12 protein-coding genes are annotated in these 15,674 nt (G+C 55.5%); 7 read left to right on the forward strand and 5 right to left on the reverse strand.

Going from position 1 to position 15,674, the window contains the following annotated elements:
* Window positions 1-20: 20 nt before the first annotated feature.
* Window positions 21-1,685 (reverse strand): gliding motility-associated ABC transporter substrate-binding protein GldG, encoded by a 1,665-nt coding sequence (gldG, locus tag DYU11_RS15390; RefSeq protein WP_119668583.1) that lies wholly within the window; start codon window positions 1,683-1,685, stop codon window positions 21-23.
* A gap of 234 nt (window positions 1,686-1,919) precedes the next feature.
* On the opposite strand from gldG, the gene DYU11_RS15395 reads away from it, so the two are divergent.
* Both DYU11_RS15395 and DYU11_RS15400 read left to right on the forward strand, forming a co-directional pair.
* Window positions 1,920-2,810 carry an SRPBCC family protein gene (locus tag DYU11_RS15395; protein WP_119668584.1) on the forward strand — a complete coding sequence of 297 codons (891 nt, stop codon included), beginning with the start codon at window positions 1,920-1,922 and terminating at the stop codon, window positions 2,808-2,810.
* Entirely contained in the window at window positions 2,791-3,960 is a 1,170-nt protein-coding gene (locus DYU11_RS15400) for a zinc-dependent alcohol dehydrogenase (protein ID WP_119668585.1), read from the forward strand. The genes DYU11_RS15395 and DYU11_RS15400 overlap by 20 nt, the downstream gene beginning before the upstream one ends.
* A 78-nt stretch (window positions 3,961-4,038) precedes the next feature.
* Here the strand turns inward: DYU11_RS15400 and DYU11_RS15405 are convergent, their stop codons facing one another.
* Entirely contained in the window at window positions 4,039-7,125 is a 3,087-nt protein-coding gene (locus DYU11_RS15405) for a putative LPS assembly protein LptD (RefSeq protein ID WP_119668889.1), read from the reverse strand.
* A gap of 152 nt (window positions 7,126-7,277) precedes the next feature.
* Here DYU11_RS15405 and DYU11_RS15410 point away from each other — a divergent pair, with 152 nt between their 5' ends.
* The 3 genes from DYU11_RS15410 to DYU11_RS15420 all read left to right on the forward strand — a co-directional run bounded on the left by DYU11_RS15410 (window position 7,278) and on the right by DYU11_RS15420 (window position 11,033).
* Entirely contained in the window at window positions 7,278-8,093 is an 816-nt protein-coding gene (locus DYU11_RS15410; RefSeq protein WP_119668888.1) for an N-acetylmuramoyl-L-alanine amidase family protein, read from the forward strand.
* Window positions 8,094-8,306: 213 nt separating this feature from the next.
* A complete protein-coding gene (locus DYU11_RS15415; protein ID WP_119668586.1) occupies window positions 8,307-9,314 on the forward strand; it encodes an MlaD family protein in 1,008 nt (335 codons plus the stop codon).
* 84 nt (window positions 9,315-9,398) lie between these two features.
* Window positions 9,399-11,033, forward strand: a complete 1,635-nt coding sequence (locus DYU11_RS15420) for an acyl-CoA carboxylase subunit beta (protein ID WP_119668587.1) — start codon at window positions 9,399-9,401, stop codon at window positions 11,031-11,033.
* A gap of 34 nt (window positions 11,034-11,067) precedes the next feature.
* On the opposite strand, the gene DYU11_RS15425 is transcribed toward DYU11_RS15420, so the two are convergent.
* A complete protein-coding gene (locus DYU11_RS15425; protein ID WP_119668588.1) occupies window positions 11,068-12,057 on the reverse strand; it encodes an SDR family oxidoreductase in 990 nt (329 codons plus the stop codon).
* 310 nt (window positions 12,058-12,367) lie between these two features.
* Here DYU11_RS15425 and DYU11_RS15430 point away from each other — a divergent pair, with 310 nt between their 5' ends.
* Window positions 12,368-13,867, forward strand: a complete 1,500-nt coding sequence (locus tag DYU11_RS15430; protein WP_119668589.1) for a vitamin K epoxide reductase family protein — start codon at window positions 12,368-12,370, stop codon at window positions 13,865-13,867.
* Between the two features lie 8 nt (window positions 13,868-13,875).
* Here the strand turns inward: DYU11_RS15430 and DYU11_RS15435 are convergent, their stop codons facing one another.
* Together DYU11_RS15435 and DYU11_RS15440 are read right to left on the reverse strand one after the other, a co-directional pair.
* Complete coding sequence (locus DYU11_RS15435) at window positions 13,876-14,250, reverse strand: SPW repeat domain-containing protein (protein ID WP_119668590.1); 375 nt, start codon at window positions 14,248-14,250, stop codon at window positions 13,876-13,878.
* A gap of 2 nt (window positions 14,251-14,252) precedes the next feature.
* A complete protein-coding gene (locus DYU11_RS15440; RefSeq protein WP_199736728.1) occupies window positions 14,253-14,819 on the reverse strand; it encodes a vitamin K epoxide reductase family protein in 567 nt (188 codons plus the stop codon).
* A gap of 234 nt (window positions 14,820-15,053) precedes the next feature.
* On the opposite strand from DYU11_RS15440, the gene DYU11_RS15445 reads away from it, so the two are divergent.
* Window positions 15,054-15,668: a hypothetical protein gene (locus DYU11_RS15445; protein WP_119668592.1), complete on the forward strand. Its 615-nt coding sequence runs from the start codon at window positions 15,054-15,056 to the stop codon at window positions 15,666-15,668.
* The last annotated feature ends 6 nt before the right edge of the window (window positions 15,669-15,674 follow it).

A 15,674-nucleotide genomic window follows, 5' to 3' on the forward strand; every position in this document is an offset into this window, starting at 1 on the left:
AGTCATCCATGCCGGGACCGCTACCGGGCGTATTGCCGTCTGCGTATGAACTGCCACACTACGCCGACAAGACCAACCAGCACCAGCGGGCCAAGCAGGTTCAGGAGCTGCCAGGTCGTCCGTTCACTCTTCAGGCGGATGGTGTCCAGGGGCCGCAGCGTAACGGTCCGGTTCCGGGCCGCTATTACTCCGTCCGGGTCGATCAGGTAATCGATGGCGTTCAGCGTAAAGTCTTTGTTGGCAAACGTCGTGCGCGTGAAACGGTCGTAGCCGAGGGGCAGTGGCGCATTCCGTTTGTAGTCAACGTCGTTAACAACCAGATCACCGTCAGAACAAACCATCACCCGCGACGCAGCCCCTTCCGGCTTGAAACCACTGGCGCGGGGGTCGCCGGGGAGGATGCGGTTCGCGAACAGTGATCGAAACCGACCTTCCATCAGGCAACCGATGATGCGAACGCCACCGTCGTAGGTGCTTGGGTCGGGTTGCTGGCGGGCTTCGTTATACGCAACGACGGCCGGTGCCTGCAAAACCTTGGTGTACGGCGAGGTGAGCAGCAACGGCGTCTTCTGAATACCCGGCGAACGTACGGTATCCAGCGTACTGGTGAAACGCGCCCAGACCAGATCGAGGTTGCGGACAATCGGGTTGCGCGAGTTGCCGAAATTGTTGATGATCGGATAAAACCGCCAGGGGAGCAACTGGACGTTGGGTTTATCGCCCAGGTTCCCGACATTGAGCGGGATAGAGGCACACCGCAAATCCTTCACTACGTCGCGGTTGACCCGAACGCCCCAGCGAAAAAACAGGTCATCGAGGTTCAGGTTCAGCGGTTGAGCAAACGTACCATCAGCCCCGACGCTATCGACCCGCTGTCCATCTACAAAAAACAGCGCCCGACCGCCGTTGACCACGAACTGATCCATCTTGAACACTTCATCGTCGGAGAAAGGCTGGTCGGGTTTGGGTACCAGAATCAGATCAAGACCCGCAATAGGCCCCGGTTTGGTCATGTCGACGAAAAACAGGTCGTAGTTCTCCTGCACCGATGCCAGCAGGTCGGAGAAGCGCGAAGGCGGTACGTTCGTGTGCGCAACCAGCCCGACGCGTCGGCGATTTCCTTCCGTCTGGGTCAGCTTCCGAATGGCCGCTGCCAGCTGGAATTCAACGCCTTCGTACGACTGGTTCAGTTGCTCCTGGGGCGAACTGGCTTTGTTGCCTTTCAACAGCAGAACGGCCGTTTCTTTCCCTTTGTACGACACCAGTGCTCCCGGAAAAATCAGCTTTTCGACCCGCTTTCCTCCTTCGTTGTTGATCACGTTGGTAGGCAACAGACCCTGCTGCTGGAGCCGGTCAATCAACTTGTTTTTCGCGTCGGTTTCGGTAATGCCATCCGGATCAATGAAGCGATACGTTACGTTCTTACCTGCCCGGGCCTGAAACTCATCGAGGGTTTCGCGGACTGCGTTTTCCAGTCGTTTGAAGCCGGCTGGTAATTCACCCGTCAGGTATACGTTGACATGAACATCGTCGTCCAGACCTTCCAGCAGGTTGCGGGTGGCCGTTGACAGCGTGTAGCGTTTTTCTTCGGTGAGGTCAACCCGAAAGAATACGAATGCCGAAAGAATATTGATAATCACCAGAACGGCCACGATCAGGCCGGTGCGTAACAAAGCAGATCTCATACTGGACTATAAACGAACGAGCCGGGTAAGTTGGTAGCCGGAAGGCAAAAAAACGAATTGTCGGTCAATTAATCGCAGCCGCTGCCCGCGATGCCGGCCAAGAGACTCCATTCAATCATAAATCGCAACATTCGTGTAGTAGCTAAGTTTGCATATAGAGTAGCGCGGGTCATTCGGCTTGCGCTTTTTTCTTTTACGACAGGAAGTCATCAAACAACGTAAACCTCAATCATTATGGCAAGAACCGCAAATTTAGCGCAGGCCGGCGTGCTGGACATCGCACCCGTCGACCCGATTCCGAGCGGATCAAGTAAGATTAATGTCGGTCAGAATGAACGCTGGCTATCGGTGGGTGCCGGGTTGCTGGTAGCCAATATCGGTATACGCCGGGGCGGTATCGGCGGAGTTCTGCTGACGGCGCTCGGCGCGACATTAGCCTTGCGGGGCGCTTCCGGGTATTGCCCGATCAACGACGCTCTGGGCCGCGATACGTCCGACGATAAAACCGAAACCAACGTACTGGAAATTTCCAAGTCCGTTACGATCAACAAACCCCGCGAGGAGGTGTATCAGTTCTGGCGGAAGCTGGAAAACCTGCCGCAGTTCATGCGGCATCTGGAAGACGTGAAGCAGACTGACGAACGCCGGTCGCACTGGGTTGCGCGGCTCGACAGCGAGAACATAGCGGCCAAAGCGTTACCGAAAGTGGAATGGGATGCCGACATCGTTGAGGAAGAAGAAAACAGCCGGCTGGTCTGGCGGTCGGTTCCGGGGGCTACCATCGACAACTCAGGCGAGGTCCGTTTTGTGGACGCGCCCGGTAACCGCGGCACCGAAGTACACGCGACCATCAAGTATCGTCCACCGCAGGGGATCGTGGGCGAGGCCGTGTTGAAGCTGCTTAATCCGGCTTTCAAACAGATGGTTAAAGAAGACATCCGGCGGTTCAAGCGGCTGATGGAAACCGGCGAAATTCCGACGAATGAAGGGCCCTCGGGCCGGAAGCCGGAAACGATCAACCCCGCGTTGCGGCAGCCAATCCAGAATACGCAGACCACGCCCCAACAGGATACCCCTCAAAGTCAAACTAAACCCTCGATCACCGATGAGAGCATTGTGTTATAACGGCCGCAACGATCTACGGGTTGAGCGGGTACCCGATCCTGAAATCGTAAACCCGCAGGACATTATCTTACGGGTCATCATGTCGTCGGTATGTGGCTCCGACCTGCATCTGCTCAATGGCTACGTACCGACCATGCAGGAAGGCGACATCATTGGCCATGAATTCATCGGCGAGGTCGTGGAGATTGGGCCGGACGTGAAAAAGCTACGTCGGGGCGACCGCGTGGTAGTCGGCTCGATCATTGGCTGTGGCGAATGCAGCTACTGCCAGTCGCAATCGTGGTCACTTTGCGACAACTCGAACCCGAACGCCTACATGGTTGAGCCGCTTTATGGCTATTCACCCGCGGGTATTTTTGGGTATTCGCACGCGTTTGGCGGATACGCCGGCAGTCATGCCGAATACATCCGCGTACCATTTGCCGACCGCGGTTGTTTCCTGATTCCGGAGGGGGTGAAAGATGAGTCGGCGGTGTTCTGCTCTGATGCTTTCCCGACGGGATTCATGGGCGCTGATATGGCCGACATCCGGCCGGGCGATACGGTGGCGGTCTGGGGCTGCGGGGCTGTCGGGCAGATGGCCATTCGCAGTGCTTACCTGCTGGGCGCTGAGCGCGTGATTGCTATGGATCGCCATAAACACCTGCTTGAACAGGCCAAAAACAACAGCAACGCCGAGGTGCTGAGCATTGACGAAATTGACATCCAGGAAGCGTTGAAGGAGATGACCGGTGGCCGCGGCCCCGACCGCTGCATTGATGCTGTCGGGATGGAGGCCGTCAGCAGCAGTCCGCAGTACTACTACGATAAAGCCAAGCAGTGGGTACGGCTCGAAAACGACCGGCCCATCGTTCTGCGCGAAGCGATCAAAGCCTGCCGGAAGGGCGGTACGATTTCCATAATCGGTGTCTACGGTGGCTTTGTCGATTCAATACCGATGGGCGCGGCCATGAACAAGGGCCTGACGTTCAAGATGGGGCAGATGCACGCTCAGAAGTACATTCCGCGCTTGCTCGACTACGTAGCCAACGGTCAGGTAGACACCTCCGATCTGCTGACGTACAAGATGCCGCTGGAAGAAGGACAACGCGGTTACGACTACTTTAACTCGAAGTCAAACAACACAACCCGGGTCGTTTTCACGCCGTGAAAGGGCAGGGGCTTGGGGCTAAGGGCAGGGGGTAACTACTATCCCGAGCCCCACGCCCTTAGCCCCAAGCCCCTGCCATTACCGACCGTAGAAACCGCCGTAGTCGTAGAAGCTCCGACGACGGCTCAGCTTCAGCTCCTGCAGGATTGATGACCGGGCCCGCAGGTCGAATGAGTAGTTGCCGGCGCGTTGGTTGCTGCCCGCGTAGGGTGTCCAGTTAAACGACATATCCCAGCAGTGCAGGTCGCGCGTGATACCGATAGTAGTTAGCGTTGGCCGCTTGAATTGAAAATCATAGCCTGTATTAACGGTTATTTTCCACTTGGGCGTCAGGCTCAGGTCGCCGGTTAGTGTTAGTGCCTGCACTACCTGGCTAAGTTCGGGGGTCAGGCGCGTGTAGCTGAACGTGTAGCTGACGTTGATCGACCAGGGGATGTTGAAATCAACGTACAGCTCCGGGTTGGTATTGATCGCCCGCATGGTCGCGGCAGACGCCCCGTTGCTTTGCTTAGGCTGGTCGGCTTGCTTGGGAGCCAGACGAGTACTGATATAGGCCTGCAGGTTGGTCAGGCGTAACAGGCCCTGCCCCTCCTGGAAAGCGAAGCGGTTTGGAACCCGAATGTACTGCTGATTATCGTAGCTGAGCGGATTAAGAATAAACGGCGAATAACTAATTGGCGGGTAAGGGGTTATGCCGGTAGCGGCCACGGGCAGGCCATAAACGGGCGTTCCGCCATACGCCCGGGTGGCGTACGGATCAAACGTCGACGAGAAGTTAAAGCTGACATTCTTTAAAATTTGCGTGTTCGCACTAACGGCAATCGGCGAGAATTTATAATCGGGCGCCAGGAAGTTGTAGCTGCCCGTGATGCTCAGGTTATCGAAAATCGAAATCTTCTTGAACTCCTGCCCGGCCGAGTCGCTGCGCGTTCGCACCTTCATCTCCAGCTGGTTGACGATACCGAAAGAAATAAACGCCGACGCCGTGCTGCTGGCACTACCGCCACTACCACCCAAGCCCCGGAACACGGAGAGCGTCCGGCGGTACTCAGGTAGCCCCCGTAAGCTGCCAACACTATCCAGTCTGACGAACTGACCAAACACTGGATTCGTAAAGTCCGGTACGTAGCTGAACGAGATAGAGGGCGCTACGGTATGTCGAATCGCTTCAACGCGCTTGCCCCGGATGAAGTACGTGCCGTAAAAGCGCGTGTTCATACTGAGGTTGGTGGAAAAGTTATACGACGGAAAAACCCCTCGACTTGTGTCAACCCGCACGGCATTACTATCCGCTACGTATACATAATTGAGCTTCTTCGTGTAGATATCGCCCTGCAACGAGAAACCTGGCGTTAAGTTGATGTATCGGAGAATTTTAAAATTAGGCAACGCAACAGGAATACTGTAACGAGCCTGAACTTGCCGGTTTTCCCAGATGCGCTGTAAATTTTGAAAGTCAAAATCAACCAGATTCGGATCAGCTATGGTACGTCCCTCACGAGCGGCATTGGCCCGGTTGGTACTATCAATAATGCGCGTTATGGCACTAACTGGCTGTAGGTCGGTAATCACCGGAAAGCCCAGGCCAGTTGTGTCAACCTGCGTCCGAATGGTGTTGCTGATACCCATCGAGCCGCTGATATCCAGGCCAACACGGAAACTTTCATACCAGCGGCCCGAACCACCCCGTAGGGCAAACGGCGCAATCTGGTTTAGCCCAAAGTTGAAATCCGTCGATACGTCGGTTTTGCCATTCTCCCGTACGTTTGTTATCCGGTTAATCTGCCCAAACTGCTGGTTAACGCGTACGTTAGCCCCGGCCCGGGCGTACTGCCCGAATGTGCGGCTGTACTGTACGGATGAGCCCGCTACGTTGGAGGTGTATTGTTGGGTGTTATAGGCATTGAACTGATTGAAGCTGTTGCTGGTGACATTGACGTTGGCCGAAAACGTACCCCGACCGCGCGGCACCGGCGAGTGCGACCACGTCACAGCGAAGTCATTCCGGGCAGGAGTCACATCAACCGGGTCGCCGGTGCGGTTGCGGTTGAAACGCAGATCAATGCCGCCACTATACCGGTAGCGCTTGTTGTAGGCCGACGAAACACCGAGTCCCCAGCTACCCCGCGAGTAAATCTGCCCCCGAAACTGAATGCCCAGGTTTTCGTTGACCGCCCAGTAATAGCCACCGTCGCGCAGGTAGTAACCCCGGCCATTCGGTTCCTCGCCGTACTGCGGCACGAGAATTCCGGATACGCCGATTTCTTTCTTTTTCGGGAACGGGAAAAAGCCAAATGGTAAGCCAATGGGCAGTGGAATCTGATTGACCACCAGATTAAATGGTCCGGCTACGACCTGCTTATTGTGAATAACTTTAAGCTTGCTGGCGTTAATATGGAAGTGGGGCGTGGCCAGGTTACAGGTCGTGTAGATAGCCTTGCCGATGTACAGGTTTTCGTCGGCGTCTTTCTTCACGTTCTGACCACGGATGTTGCCCTCGCCCTGTTGGGTAATAACTCCCTGAATCTTACCCTTTTTGGTCTTAAAATTGTAGCGGATCTCTTTAGTGTCGTACTTATCGGCTCCGTCCTGAAAAATAGGTCGTCCGATGTACTTCTGGGTTGTCGAATCGTAGCGGCCTTTGGCGTAGACCTCGTTGGTCAGATAGTTCAGCCGAATGTACTCGGCTTTCAGCGAAATGTCGCCGTAGGTGACCTGCGCATCGCCGAAAAGCTCAACGGTCTGGCCGTCGGCTGAATAGATGGTCGAATCCTTCGACGTATACTGGACCGTCGTGCGAAAGGCCGCGTCGGCTGAGGCCGAATCGGCTATTGCCGAATCAGCGGCTGCCACCTGGAGGCTGGTCGTATCGCGGCTTTCGGGTCGTACAATATTGGGCGTAACCAGACCCGGACGTAACCGACCGGGCTGATTTGGCGTTGTTGTTTGTGAAGTGGGGGGCGTAACGGGGCTTATAGCCGAGTTGGCTGGCGAAGCCGGAACGCGCTGCGACGGTACCGTAGCGGGCGGAATGCCGCCTTTCCCGGGCTGTTGAGCCGGTGTACTCTGCCCCAGTGCGCTGAGCGCCAACAGAATCCAGATGAGGCAGCTAAAAGCCCCAAAGCAATGGGGCCGTAAAATAAAGTATGCTTTTTTCAGTTGTATCAAAAAAATTACATTTGCCTGAACGGCCCAAAAACCTCAGGCTTACAAAGGTATTACGAACCGTTTATCTCCCTATCGCTTTGGAACGATTTAGGCTGTTAAAAATTATTAAATCGATGGGCGATCATATTAAAAGTTCGGGTCTCGGAAAAGTGACAACCATCGTATTGGGTATGTTTCCGCTGCTGGCCCTGACCCTCGAGCCGGTTCAGCAGTTGCCGCAGGACACAACGGCGGCCCATCAGACCGAAAGTGCGCCCAATCAGATCCGGACGGTCGTTCTTGACGCCGGTCATGGCGGCAAAGACCCCGGCTGCATCGGTCGGCGGACGCGCGAATCGCGGGTGGTGCTGAAAATTGCCCTGGCGCTTGGCCGCCGGATCAAAGCCGAAATGCCCAACATGCGGGTAATTTACACCCGGGCGTCGGATCGGTTCATTGAGTTGAGCGAGCGGTCGGCCATTGCCAACCGCAACCGGGCCGATCTGTTTATTTCCATTCATTGCAACGCCAGTCCATCGTCCAGCCGGGTCTATGGTACCGAGACCTACACGATGGGTCTGCACAAAACGGAGGGCAACCTCGACGTAGCGAAGCGCGAAAACGCGGTTATTCTGAAGGAAGAAAACTACCAGCAGACCTATAAGGGCTTCAACCCGAACTCACCGCTCGCGCACATCATGCTGGCTAACTACCAGCATGCGTTCATGGGCAGCAGCATCAATTTTGCCGAGAAAGTTGAACGTAGCTTCCGCCGTAATGCCGACCGGACCAGTCGGGGTGTGAAGCAGGCCGGATTTCTGGTGTTATGGCGTACGACCATGCCCAGTGTCCTGATTGAAACCGGCTACCTGACCAATCCGACCGAAGAGCTGTTTCTGATGTCGGAAGACGGACAGTCCGAAATTGCCAACGCGATTTTCCTGGCTTTTCAGCAGTACAAGGAAGAACTGGAATCGGCGAATTAGGTGGTTATCCGGGCTTGCAGCTTGCGCCCGGACTGAGGATAAAGCAGGTAGGGTAGGTTACCAAATCGGTTGTTTTCCGGACCGTTTACCTAATTACTGATACCAACCAATAAGCAAATTGACCAACTTTACGGCACAAATGCCCCCGTATGTTGGTTATACGTTAGGCCAGTAAAGTTGGCGCGGCCTGGTAGGTCGTTCATTCTCACACGCATGAAATTTTCTCAGGAAGTAAAAGTAGGTTTGCTGGCAGCCGTTGCTCTGCTGATGTTCTACTTCGGATTCAATTTTCTTAAAGGCTCTGACTTCTTTTCGTCATCGAATCGCTACGAAGTTGTTTACGATAATATCGACGGTCTGGCGGTTTCCAACCCGGTTCGCATCAACGGTCTGTCGGTCGGCCGCGTTGGCCGAATCGACATTCTACAGGATCAGGGTAACAAATTGCTGGTTACACTCGAACTGAATAAGAAGATTCGGGTGTCGCAGGGATCAAAAGCGGTCCTGTCTGACGATGGCCTGCTGGGCGGTAAACTCATTCAGCTGGAGATTCAGCCGGGAACGCCCCTGCTCAACGAGGGCGGGCGTCTGGTTGCGGTGAAAGAAACCGGATTAACCTCACTGATCCGGGAGAAAACCCTGCCTGTTCTGAACAACGTCGACTCGCTGACGCTGCAGTTGAATCGGGTGGTGGCCCAGTTTGATCAGACGGGGGCCGTGCTGAACCAAACGTTACGGAGCGCCAACGCGGCCGTCGGTACGCTCGATCTCACCATTGCCGAAAACCGGGCCGGGCTGAAAGAAACGCTCGGCAACGTGAATCGACTGTCGGCCTCGCTGGTAGAAACCGAACAGCAGCTGAAGCCTATCCTCGCCAAAGCCGACAACATCGTCGATTCGTTACGTGGATTGCAGTTGCGTCAGACGCTCGCCAGTGTGAATCAGGCCGTCGGTAACCTTCAGCAGATACTGGCCGATATTGATCAGGGGAAAGGCTCGCTCGGTAAACTTACTTCCGACGAAGCCCTGTACCGAAACGTTAATAACACAACGGCTAGTCTGGAGCGGCTGCTGACTGATTTACGCCAGAACCCAAAGCGGTACGTACATTTCTCGCTGTTTGGTCGTAAAGAAAAAAACAAACCCAGCGAGCCGGAGTCCGTTACTATAACAGCCACGCAATCGCCTGGTGCGGCCAGCGATACGAGTCGCCAGCAGTAAAGAATTGATATAATCTGGTTTACACAAGCGGGCGACAAAAGTCGCCCGCTTGTGTAAACACCAGTCATTACCATCAACAAACCCATGACCACAACGACGAATCAGCCACTACAGGCCCTACTTGACGAACTGAACCGCCGGACCACTGAAACGCAGCTTGGGGGCGGCCCTAAAAAGATTGAAGATCAGCACCGCAAAGGCAAGCTGACGGCCCGCGAACGCATCGACTACCTGACGGATTCCGGCAAACCATTCGTGGAAGTTGGGCTCTTTGCCGGCGACGGGATGTATACCGAGCACGGTGGTTGCCCATCCGGGGGCGTCGTAACGGGCATTGGCTACGTATCGGGTCGGCAGTGTGTGATCGTGGCTAACGACGCAACCGTAAAGGCCGGTGCCTGGTTTCCCATCACCGCCAAGAAGAACCTCCGGGCGCAGGAAATCGCCATGGAGAATCACCTGCCCATCATTTACCTGGTCGACAGCGCGGGGGTGTACCTGCCGCTTCAGGATGAGGTATTTGCCGATAAAGAACACTTCGGGCGGACGTTCCGGAACAATGCCATGCTGTCGTCGATGGGAATTTTGCAGGTTGCAGCCATTATGGGCAGTTGCGTAGCCGGTGGCGCTTACCTGCCGATCATGTCCGACGAAGCCCTGATTGTGGAAGGAACCGGTTCCATTTTCCTGGCCGGGCCTTATCTGGTCAAGGCATCCATTGGTGAGGATGTGGATGCCGAAACACTGGGGGGCGCTACTACCCATACCGAAATTTCAGGCGTAACAGACAACAAGTATCCGGATGATAAAAGCTGTCTGGATGCCATCAAGCGCATCTTTGATAAGCTCGGTCACCGCGAAACAGCCGGTTTCGACCGGGGTGAACCGGCTTTACCCACCAAAAATCCGGACGATATATACCAACTCCTGCCAGTTGACCGGGTCAAACCCTACGATATGCTGGAGATCATACATCGGCTGGTGGATCGGTCTGAGTTCGACGCGTATAAACCCGACTACGGCCAGTCGCTGTTGTGTGGATACGCCCGGATCGATGGGTGGGCGGTGGGTGTTGTGGCCAACCAGCGCAAAGTAGTGAAAGCGAAGGGACGTACCGGTCAGCCAACTGAGATGCAGATGGGCGGGGTGATCTACGGCGATGCCGCCGACAAAGCGGCCCGGTTCATCATGAACTGCAATCAAAAGCGCGTACCACTGGTGTTTTTGCAGGACGTAACCGGCTTCATGGTCGGGAGTCGGGCCGAGCAGGGTGGCATCATTAAAGACGGGGCCAAGATGGTGAATGCCATGGCTAATTCGGTCGTCCCGAAGTTTACGGTGGTAGTCGGCAACTCCTACGGAGCCGGTAATTATGCCATGTGCGGCAAAGCCTACGATCCTCGTCTGATCGTATCGTGGCCAACCGCCCAGATGGCGGTGATGAGTGGCTCATCGGCGGCCAAAACCCTGCTTCAGATTCAGGTCGCGACCATGAAAGCCAAAGGTCAGCCCCTGACGCCCGAGCAGGAACAGGCGTTGTTGCAGAAAATCACGGATCAGTACAACGCTCAGTTGTCGCCGTATTACGCTGCCGCCCGGCTTTGGGTCGATGCCGTCATTGATCCGCTGGCAACGCGCCAGGTTCTTTCGGAAGGAATAGCTGCTGCCAACCACGCGCCAATCACGCGGCCGTTCAACGTCGGGGTAATTCAGACGTAGCGGTCTGACCGGTGTAGCCGGCAAGGGCAGGCGCTTACCGTTTCATCAGCAAAGCGCCCAGCACTACTCCGGCTACTACCGAGGCCGCAATGGGAACAGCTTGGTGCCGGCCCAGCCAGCCAACGGCGCTGACATCGTACGACTGGTCGTCGAACCGACCGCGAGCGCCGTACTCACCTTTTACCGTGTCGTACAGGTTGTCCGGGCGGCCGGGGGTTTCGGGTTCGTCGGTCTGCTGCCCCTGGTAGCCATTGCGGGCCAGTACCCAGTCGCCAACCATAGGCGCTAGTTTATTGCCTAGGATGGCTTCTACGGCCGTATAGCCAACTTTAAACTCCCGGTTCGGGTGGTGGGCTGCGTAATAGATTGTGCGGGCGGCTACTTCGGGCTGGTAGATTTTGCCCATCGGGCGCGACTTGTTCGGCATCCGGCTGCGCATCCAGTCAAACTGCGGGGTATTCATCGCCGGAAGCTGTACCATCGTCACCCCGACGTTGCTTTTATCGTGGATGATTTCCGTGCGCAGGGAGTCGTAAAACCCCTGCACAGCGTGTTTGGCCGCGCAATAGGCCGACTGGAGCGGAATACCCCGGTAGGCCAGTGCCGAGCCGACCAGCACAATGGTGCCCTTATCGCGTGGCCGCATTCGTTTCAGGGCCGCCAGCGTGCCGTATACCTGACCGAGATACGTCACCTCCGTCACGCGCTTATACTCATCCGGCTGCATCTCATTGACGGGACTGAGCACACTGACCATGGCGTTGTTCACCCATACGTCGATTGGTCCCCAGGTTTCTTCTATTTCGGCGGCAATAGCGTCGAGCCGGTCTGCATCCGCTACGTCGGCGGGGAAAACCAGCGCCTGGCCTCCCAGATCTTCTACTTCCTTTCTGGCGGCTTCGAGCCGTTCCTGGTCCCGGGCAATCAGGGCAACACGGGCACCGTATCGGGCAAATTCGTGGGCAATCGACCGGCCCAGACCGGCTGATGCGCCAGTCACGACAACTACTTCCTGTTGATTCATGCGAGTACGTTGAGAGTTAACGGGTAAATGGTGAGACCAGACCGAAAAGAACGCCTTTACCGGCAGCATGGCCAGCCTGAGCCAGCGAGTAAAGAAAGGAACTGCTCCGCACCATACGTTCTGCTGCTTCCAAATGTAGATCTGCTAATCAGCCGAGCGATTTACTAGAATAAACGATCTGATTGAAAAAGGGTTTGAGCTGACAGGACGAACGGTGATCGTTGATTTACTGGATGGAACATTAGAAAACATAAATCTATAGGACAAGTTGGTAATGTACATGGATTAGAACCTACAATGGCCAGTCGCTATGGAGATGAATATGGGTAACCGCGGAGTAACCCGGCCGATGCAGAAGGGGAAGGACCAGCAGGAAGACCATGCACAGCCGTCCGGACACGGAATGAAACCCGATCAGCGTCGGGATATGCTGACCATGCACCAGCAGCAAACCTTATGGATCTACTGGCTGGTGATCATTCTGGGGGTTTGGGTGCTACTCTCGCCGTTGACGTTCGACTACGGCAAAGGAGCGGTGCTGCCCAGCGGAGGGCGTCCGGTGTGGCTGTCGCTGGAAAAACGGGTACAGGTGCTTACCTGGAGCGACATCATTAGTGGCGCATTGCTTATCATATTTGGGTATCGATCGCTGACTCCCAACCGGCCCGTCAGTGTCTGGATCTGCTGCTTTGTGGGCGTCTGGCTGAGCATAGCTCCCCTGATTTTCTGGTCCCCCTCGGCCGCTGCCTATCTAAACGATACCCTGGCAGGAGCGTTGGTCATTGGTCTTACCATTCTCATTCCCGGTATGCCCAACATGATCATGTACATGGAAATGGGCCCCGATACGCCACCGGGCTGGAGCTATAATCCGTCCAGCTGGCCGCAGCGCTGGATCATGATCGTTACGGGGCTGATGGGCTGGATGGTATCCCGCTACATTGCTGCGTTTCAACTGGGTTACATCGACAACGCCTGGGACCCGTTTTTCGGCGATGGTACGGAACGGGTATTAAATTCGACTATGTCGCATTCGCTGCCCGTTTCTGACGCCGGGCTGGGGTCACTGGCGTATACGTTCGAATTCCTGATGGGCTGGATGGGTAGTTCGTCGCGCTGGCGGACTATGCCCTGGATGGTGACCTTTTTCGGGCTCCTGGTCATACCACTCGGGCTGGTTCATATCGTCCTGGTTATTTCCCAGCCGCTGATCGTCGGTTACTGGTGTACGTTCTGCATCCTGGCGGCCGTTATCATGCTGCCCATGATTCCCCTGGAAGTAGATGAGGTGATTGCCATGGTTCAGTACATGAAACGAGCCACCCGAAAAGGCGAAGGATTCTGGAAGGTGTTCTGGAAAGGGGGTGGTATAGACGAAGGCGATATGGACGAACGGTCGCCGACTATGCTATCCTTTCCAAAACAGAGGGGGCCGGTGTTCCGGGCGTCGATCTGGGGCATGAGTTTTCCGTGGACGCTGACGGTGTCCATGCTGCTGGGTATCTGGCTGATGGCATCGCCGGTAGTTTTCGGGGCCGAAACCCAAAGTTCTGCTGCCAACCTGAATCACCTCTGTGGCGCCCTGATTGTGGTCGTAGCCGTGATTGCCATGGGCGAAGTGCTGCGAATCGGCCGGTGGCTGAACGTACTGCTTGGACTGGCCGTAGCCGCTGGCGTGTGGTTCACAGGAAATGCCACTACCGCGCTTAGCCTGAACGACCTGTTCGTTGGCGGATTGGTGGCCCTGCTGGCTATACCGCGTGGCCCTCAGACGGAAACTTACGGTGCCTGGGATGAGTACATCCGTTAGTTGATGATTTACCGCTGGCTGGCCTGACGAGAGTGGTCCGGATCGTCCTGGAACAGCGACCGCCAGCCCCCGCCGAACTGGTGACCGACGTGGCCCCTGACGAGCGACAGCCCGATTGTCAGTGAACCCACCACGAGGTCGTTGATAGTCGCCGGTAGGTTATTGTATCCCATTACCCAAGGAGCAATGAGCAGCCAGCCACCGCACAACGTGTTGACCAGCCGAACGTTCCGGACCGAATCGCTGATGGCGATTACGGACACAGTCACAATAATTGGCCCTACGATGTGGGCGTTGTCGGCGATGTTCGTATCGACCTGCAAAACGGCCGGGGAAACAATCAGCCAGAGCCCCAGGAGCGCGTTGAGGATTCGTGGTAGCATAATTACCGTACAGTTGCTGTAATGGCCTTATCGCCCCAGAACGCTTTCCAGACCGACTGACCGTTTCGTTTAACGCGCTGCAGAAATTGCAGACTCGCCAGAACTTCGTCCATGGCCGGGCCGATCATAGCAATCGATATGGCCGCCGAAGCCAGGCACATCGTACACCAGGCGTTTTCAAGAACCGGCTGGGCAATTACCAGCAGTACGCTGACGGTCCCCAGGGGCCCGACTGCAATACCGAACAACACCACGAGCCAGGGCAGGGTTTTCCACCGGCCGGTTCGGCCAAAAACACCGGTAAGCGCATCCACACCGTAGGCAATTGCGCCCAGTAAGGCATCCGGAATGGGCAGAACGCGGGAAAGCGGGGAATTAAGTACTTTCTGGCTGGAGGCCGGGCCAAAAAACGGGTCCCAGACGGAAGATATCACTCGCAGCTGATACAAACCCAGGTAGAGCGAAATGCCTAACCCAATCACCGCAACGGCAACTAGTGGTAGTCGCTGCCCCCATGTTGAAGGATTGTAATCCCAGCCCGGCGGAATTTCAGAAGATAGCTTCTCCATCGGCTTCAACGTGCTAGTGTCTACCTACTGATTACGGGCGAAGTCGAAAAATGTTTAAACCATAACGCCCGGAATCTACCAATCCGTTACTGATAAAGAACAGTTACCGGTCAGGCTGGTTAGCATAAAAAAAGCGGGTCGGGGCATGTTCATTTCGTTGCCAACGTAGCGGCACAGACGTAGTTCAGAAACGCAGCCGACCTGATCATACGGCTATTAAATGCACTCAAAGCTATGAAAATCAAGAAGATAATAAGTGAAGTCAAACATGAGCTGGACGTACTCATGGGAAACGAAACCAAGGATAAATGCTTCTCCAGCGACCACACGTTTCCGGATGTTTCTGCGGCCTCCAAAGCTTTTGCCCGGTCAGTGGATAAATTGTTCGACGTGAATGCCTGGACCAATTTACCCGGTATTAATTCTGAGTTTCGACTCTATGATTCGGCTGGTCGGCCAAAAACGGGTAGCGCGGAGGTAGGCGATTTCATTCGGATTGATATTCCCGGCCCGACGCCCGAAAACTGGGTAAAGGTGATTGACCGCAGGTCGGAAGAAAAACTGGCGGAGTTTACCGTTAAGCCCTGCGCTGACCCGGCCGAAAATGACGAATCGGTACAAGGCGAAATCGAGCATTTCTTCGGCGAAGAAGCCCGCAGTACGTTCCGGGTCCAGCAGACAGATAACCGGCTCGTTGCGTACGAGATCGGTCAGAACGAAAGCATCAACAATCAGGGGGGCGAAGCCGGAGATCGGGCCGTCGCCAATACGTTGATCGCCGAAGGGGGCTGGTTATTTTTTCAGAAAATGCAGTGGAAAAAACTCACGGACTACCTCGTACACCTGTAACCTGAG

The sequence above is a fragment of the Fibrisoma montanum genome, from assembly GCF_003583365.1.
GTDB classification, from domain to species: domain Bacteria; phylum Bacteroidota; class Bacteroidia; order Cytophagales; family Spirosomataceae; genus Fibrisoma; species Fibrisoma montanum.

Coding starts and splice junctions, on each gene's coding strand:
- gldG (WP_119668583.1), bottom strand. CDS start 1,685: ATGAGATCTGCTTTGTTACGCACCGGCCTGATCGTGGCCGTTCTGGTG.
- DYU11_RS15395 (WP_119668584.1), top strand. CDS start 1,920: ATGGCAAGAACCGCAAATTTAGCGCAGGCCGGCGTGCTGGACATCGCA.
- DYU11_RS15400 (WP_119668585.1), top strand. CDS start 2,791: ATGAGAGCATTGTGTTATAACGGCCGCAACGATCTACGGGTTGAGCGG.
- DYU11_RS15415 (WP_119668586.1), top strand. CDS start 8,307: ATGAAATTTTCTCAGGAAGTAAAAGTAGGTTTGCTGGCAGCCGTTGCT.
- DYU11_RS15420 (WP_119668587.1), top strand. CDS start 9,399: ATGACCACAACGACGAATCAGCCACTACAGGCCCTACTTGACGAACTG.
- DYU11_RS15425 (WP_119668588.1), bottom strand. CDS start 12,057: ATGAATCAACAGGAAGTAGTTGTCGTGACTGGCGCATCAGCCGGTCTG.
- DYU11_RS15430 (WP_119668589.1), top strand. CDS start 12,368: ATGGAGATGAATATGGGTAACCGCGGAGTAACCCGGCCGATGCAGAAG.
- DYU11_RS15435 (WP_119668590.1), bottom strand. CDS start 14,250: ATGCTACCACGAATCCTCAACGCGCTCCTGGGGCTCTGGCTGATTGTT.
- DYU11_RS15440 (WP_199736728.1), bottom strand. CDS start 14,819: ATGGAGAAGCTATCTTCTGAAATTCCGCCGGGCTGGGATTACAATCCT.
- DYU11_RS15445 (WP_119668592.1), top strand. CDS start 15,054: ATGAAAATCAAGAAGATAATAAGTGAAGTCAAACATGAGCTGGACGTA.